The following is a 269-nucleotide window of genomic DNA, read 5'->3' on the forward strand; positions in this document are numbered from 1 at the left end:
CACTTGCTGACTGACATAATCTTTTAGTGACTCGATCCAGCTATAGCCTACGCCATCTGAAAACTGCTATTTTTGGCGACCGAATACGTCATCGGGTAATTAGCCCTCAAACGCCTCACGGATAATGTGTTTTTCTATACGACCATCTTTACACATTTTGTAGTCCGGGTTAATACGCATGGCAATATAGACAAATTCTTTATCTAAGAAATGAAAGCTTGCTTCAACCCCCCACGCTGCCATCTACTTATTTGCACGTAAGAAATCAA

At 41.3% G+C, this 269-nt stretch carries 1 pseudogene; it reads right to left on the reverse strand.

Annotated features, from left to right (window positions below):
- Window positions 1–269, reverse strand: a pseudogene (locus tag CWC03_RS23230) (asparagine synthase-related protein); the annotation flags it as partial.

This window comes from Pseudoalteromonas sp. S2755 (assembly GCF_005886535.1).
Lineage (GTDB): Bacteria > Pseudomonadota > Gammaproteobacteria > Enterobacterales > Alteromonadaceae > Pseudoalteromonas.